At 37.0% G+C, this 3,436-nt stretch carries 7 protein-coding genes; all 7 read left to right on the top strand.

What is annotated here, in order from left to right:
- Positions 1–228 precede the first annotated feature (228 nt).
- The 7 genes from Xbud_RS18530 to Xbud_RS18500 all read left to right on the top strand — a co-directional run bounded on the left by Xbud_RS18530 (position 229) and on the right by Xbud_RS18500 (position 3,245).
- A complete protein-coding gene (locus tag Xbud_RS18530; RefSeq protein ID WP_244590043.1) occupies positions 229–543 on the top strand; it encodes a hypothetical protein in 315 nt (104 codons plus the stop codon).
- A gap of 160 nt (positions 544–703) precedes the next feature.
- Entirely contained in the window at positions 704–1,018 is a 315-nt protein-coding gene (locus Xbud_RS20845) for a hypothetical protein (protein WP_244590042.1), read from the top strand.
- 14 nt (positions 1,019–1,032) lie between these two features.
- Positions 1,033–1,347 carry a hypothetical protein gene (locus Xbud_RS20840; protein ID WP_244590041.1) on the top strand — a complete coding sequence of 105 codons (315 nt, stop codon included), beginning with the start codon at positions 1,033–1,035 and terminating at the stop codon, positions 1,345–1,347.
- Between the two features lie 552 nt (positions 1,348–1,899).
- Entirely contained in the window at positions 1,900–2,316 is a 417-nt protein-coding gene (locus tag Xbud_RS18515; protein WP_099137463.1) for a hypothetical protein, read from the top strand.
- An 83-nt stretch (positions 2,317–2,399) separates the two neighbouring features.
- Positions 2,400–2,690 carry an immunity protein gene (locus Xbud_RS18510; protein ID WP_099137462.1) on the top strand — a complete coding sequence of 97 codons (291 nt, stop codon included), beginning with the start codon at positions 2,400–2,402 and terminating at the stop codon, positions 2,688–2,690.
- A gap of 62 nt (positions 2,691–2,752) precedes the next feature.
- Entirely contained in the window at positions 2,753–2,947 is a 195-nt protein-coding gene (locus Xbud_RS18505; RefSeq protein WP_099137461.1) for a CPCC family cysteine-rich protein, read from the top strand.
- 85 nt (positions 2,948–3,032) lie between these two features.
- The gene (locus Xbud_RS18500) at positions 3,033–3,245 is read left to right on the top strand and encodes a hypothetical protein (protein WP_099137460.1); all 213 of its coding nucleotides are present in this window, start codon (positions 3,033–3,035) and stop codon (positions 3,243–3,245) included.
- The last annotated feature ends 191 nt before the right edge of the window (positions 3,246–3,436 follow it).

The raw sequence follows: 3,436 nt of genomic DNA, 5'->3' as shown, positions 1-3,436 counted from the left end.
CACACGTTGGGTATTTTTGCCAATTTTAAACAAGGTAAAAGTCAACGCGACTGGCTTCAACAAGCCAACGTTATAGGATGTTAAAGTCGAGCATCGCGTGAAATTTGGTTCAATGTACCAAAAACGGATGCTCGTTTACGCTTTACTGACCCGAAATATGGTTTTGTTACTCCTCTAGCCCGATTTTTTACTGTTATGTTTGATGATGGAATAATCAATAGCGTACGCATGTCACCACAAATCGAACCTTTGCTCTACGACGATGCGATCAAGATTGTACTGGATTTACAAGATCAGTGGCACAAAGCGGGTTGGGTACTTACCAAAGCTAAAGAACGCCCGGCTTTAGCCAACACTCCAGAATTGCATGCTCAACTGCGTAGTATGAAAGGGGGGGCTGGAACAACTTTTTGGCAAGCAGGTGAACAGTATCAGATAATGTTAAATATAGCGCTTTTCCAAGATGATGATCATCCTGATGAAGAGCGCTATTTGATCACATTGCAGATTGCCGAGCCTTGGATAAAGAATTATTCAGACTGACACAGACGCGTTGCGTTTGTCTTCTCCGTATTACAGGGCTAATACATTAATCTGATAATACGGAGAGCGGTATAACATTTTAATGAGTTGTTAACAGTGATAGTAAACGGAATTCGGTCGAAAAATAGATACGAGCAATTCCTTCAGATGGAGGTGCAAAATGAATCTATTACGACGCTTAGGCCTACAACGTGGTAGTTTAATCATAGCACTATCCATTGTTTTTGGTCTGACGATTACCTACCTCTATCATGCCTTTTATTCCAGTGAACCAGCCGAAATAGCTTTAGTGATCGGTGAACCTTACGAGGCTATGCGGCAACGCTCTAGCGCTAAAATTAGCCCACCATATGATAATAGCATCGGGTTCAGAATCCCAAAAACGGATGCACGTTTAAGCTTTACCGATCCGAAATACGGGTTTATTACCCCCCCCCAGCACGATTTTTTACTGTTTCCTATAATAAAGGAATGATCGAGAGCGTGCGCATGTCTCCACAAATTGAACCGTTACTCTATGACGATGCGATCAAGATTGTACTGGATTTACAAGATCAGTGGCGTAAAGCAGGCTGGGTACTTACCAAAGCTAAAGAGCGTCCGGCTTTGGCCAACACACCCGAATTGCGTAACGATCTTCGCAATAGGAAAGGTTCAGCAGGGACGACCTATTGGCAAGCGGGAGAACAGTATCAGGTCATGTTGATTATGAGGCGTTTCAGAGATGACCGACACCCACGCGAAGAACGATATTTAATCACGCTGGCGATTGCTGAGCCGTGGGTAAAAAATTATTCAGACTGACGCGCTACGCTTGTCTTCTCTGTGCTACCGGGCTAATACATTAACCCGGTAGCACAGAGAGTTGAAAAACATAACAATTACTATCGATTATCTTTATATAACTGCACCAATTTTCACGGGATAACGGGGTAAATGACATATTTATTATATATTTCATGTGGTTGACTTATCCCACATTATCCCAGTATATCCCGTTATCCCAATGTTTTTTCTCCTACGTGGGGTTAATCCTCATCCCTGAAAATCAGAACTACAAACCGTCCATGAGTGCCATTCACTGAAATGGTTTTACTGATAAAACGGTCTTTCTCCGCTTTAACCAACATTTCGGCCTCTTCTAAGGCCTCAAAGCCGGATTTCTTCTGTAATCCCTGTAATATTTCTGCTTCAAATACACTGGGGATAATATGGTATTCCGCCTGTCCATCATGACGGCGGTTACCAGCAAAAAAATGTTGAGTTAAAGGGAAAAACTAAAGGAGGTGTAATGGACTGGAAAATTAAGGATAATGTTACTGAAGACGATATTATTAAATATGGGAGAGTAGAAAAGTGAGAAATGATTTTCCTGCTATATTGGATAGATTTATCAAAAGTTATTATGAATTAGTGGATTGCATCACTAGTGTGAAAGATTCAGACTCTTTTAAATCTGATGATCAGTTTAAAAATAATTTGGAAAAATTAGTTACATTAAGAGTCTATCAACTTAAAGCATTCTCTATTTTGTTAAATAATTTCCCAGAAGATGCAGAATCTCTTTTTAAAAGACGATATTTAGCTGTTGATTTAGAAAACTCTCCTCGCGATCAAGTTGCCGATCTAGATATTATGTTTTCTGATATAAGAGAAGTTTTAGGAAAAAATAAATTTAATGAGATTTTAAACTGCCCAGAATTCACACAAGGTAATAAGGATTATCATCGTGTAAAAGAGGCTATTAAGTTTGCTCTGGATGAAGATGAATAATATTTAAATCATGAGAAAATAACGCCATGAATTTTAATGGCTTTTCTTTTTCAATAAAAGGCCAAATATAAAGAAATAATAACATGCATCCATTAGAACAAATGATAAAAAATGAATCTGTTGAAGATATACTTCTAGTATTTTCTCTTAAAAGCGCTTGTCCATCTATAGACCGTATGTATGTTAGATATCGTTTTGAAGTTATTGAAGAAGGAGAGTTATGGAAGACTTATAAAAGATTATTAAACGAAGGAAAATTAGCAGAAGGTGAAAAAGGGAAGATGATTAAAGGTCCAAATTGGAAGGAGCCTGAGTTTTCCAGAACGAAAAAGTATAGTGAAATAATAGAAGAACATAAAAAAAATAATATTTAAAGTGGGTTATTATAAAAATATATTTTATTTTAATGTGTAAATGCAAAAACATTGAGCAGCCAATGAATGATAAATATCATTGTCTATGTTGTGACCACATTTCCCTTGATGAACTTGGCGAATACCTTATTTGTGGCATTTGTGGATGGGAGGATGATCCTGTGCAGTCTAAAAATGCTGACTTTCAAGAAGGAGCTAATGAAATGAGTTTAAATGAAGCAAGAAAAGCATTTTCAGAAGGTAAGAAAGTAATGTAACTTTATCTATGCACAATTAACTTGAAGATACAGGGCTTAAAATTAATTGTGCATACGTTAGAAATAAATTTAGATAACGCGATAAATGAATACGATAGAACATATATGCAAAGATTTAGGATTACCCAAAGGGGATAGCTTTACCCAAGATTGGGTGCTTGAATTGCCAGAAGAATACCGAACGAAGGAGTGGTTGAAGAAATATATTTTTGCTTATTCAAGTGATAATTATTCTGAATTAGAAAAAAATACATTAATGGAATTGATGTTAGATATTGCAAATGATTTTTTAACTTAAAACGTAGATTGTGATGAGTCAATTGCTAATGTACTTAATTGTAGTAGTTCAAACCTGATCTGACAGTCACCCACTTTGATGCAGTGCCTGTCAGATTAAATCTGGGTGAGATTTTTTTCAGCCCGGATTAATTTGCCTTCCAATAAGGTTTCTATTGGCGTACGACCACAACACATTTTTCCTTGATGAGT

Source organism: Xenorhabdus budapestensis (assembly GCF_002632465.1).
GTDB lineage: Bacteria > Pseudomonadota > Gammaproteobacteria > Enterobacterales > Enterobacteriaceae > Xenorhabdus > Xenorhabdus budapestensis.
Note: the sequence above shows the minus strand (reverse complement) of the source record. Positions and strands in the feature narration are given on the sequence as shown.

Coding starts and splice junctions, on each gene's coding strand:
- Xbud_RS18510 (WP_099137462.1), top strand. CDS start 2,400: ATGCATCCATTAGAACAAATGATAAAAAATGAATCTGTTGAAGATATA.
- Xbud_RS20845 (WP_244590042.1), top strand. CDS start 704: ATGAATCTATTACGACGCTTAGGCCTACAACGTGGTAGTTTAATCATA.
- Xbud_RS18500 (WP_099137460.1), top strand. CDS start 3,033: ATGAATACGATAGAACATATATGCAAAGATTTAGGATTACCCAAAGGG.
- Xbud_RS18530 (WP_244590043.1), top strand. CDS start 229: ATGTCACCACAAATCGAACCTTTGCTCTACGACGATGCGATCAAGATT.
- Xbud_RS18505 (WP_099137461.1), top strand. CDS start 2,753: ATGAATGATAAATATCATTGTCTATGTTGTGACCACATTTCCCTTGAT.
- Xbud_RS20840 (WP_244590041.1), top strand. CDS start 1,033: ATGTCTCCACAAATTGAACCGTTACTCTATGACGATGCGATCAAGATT.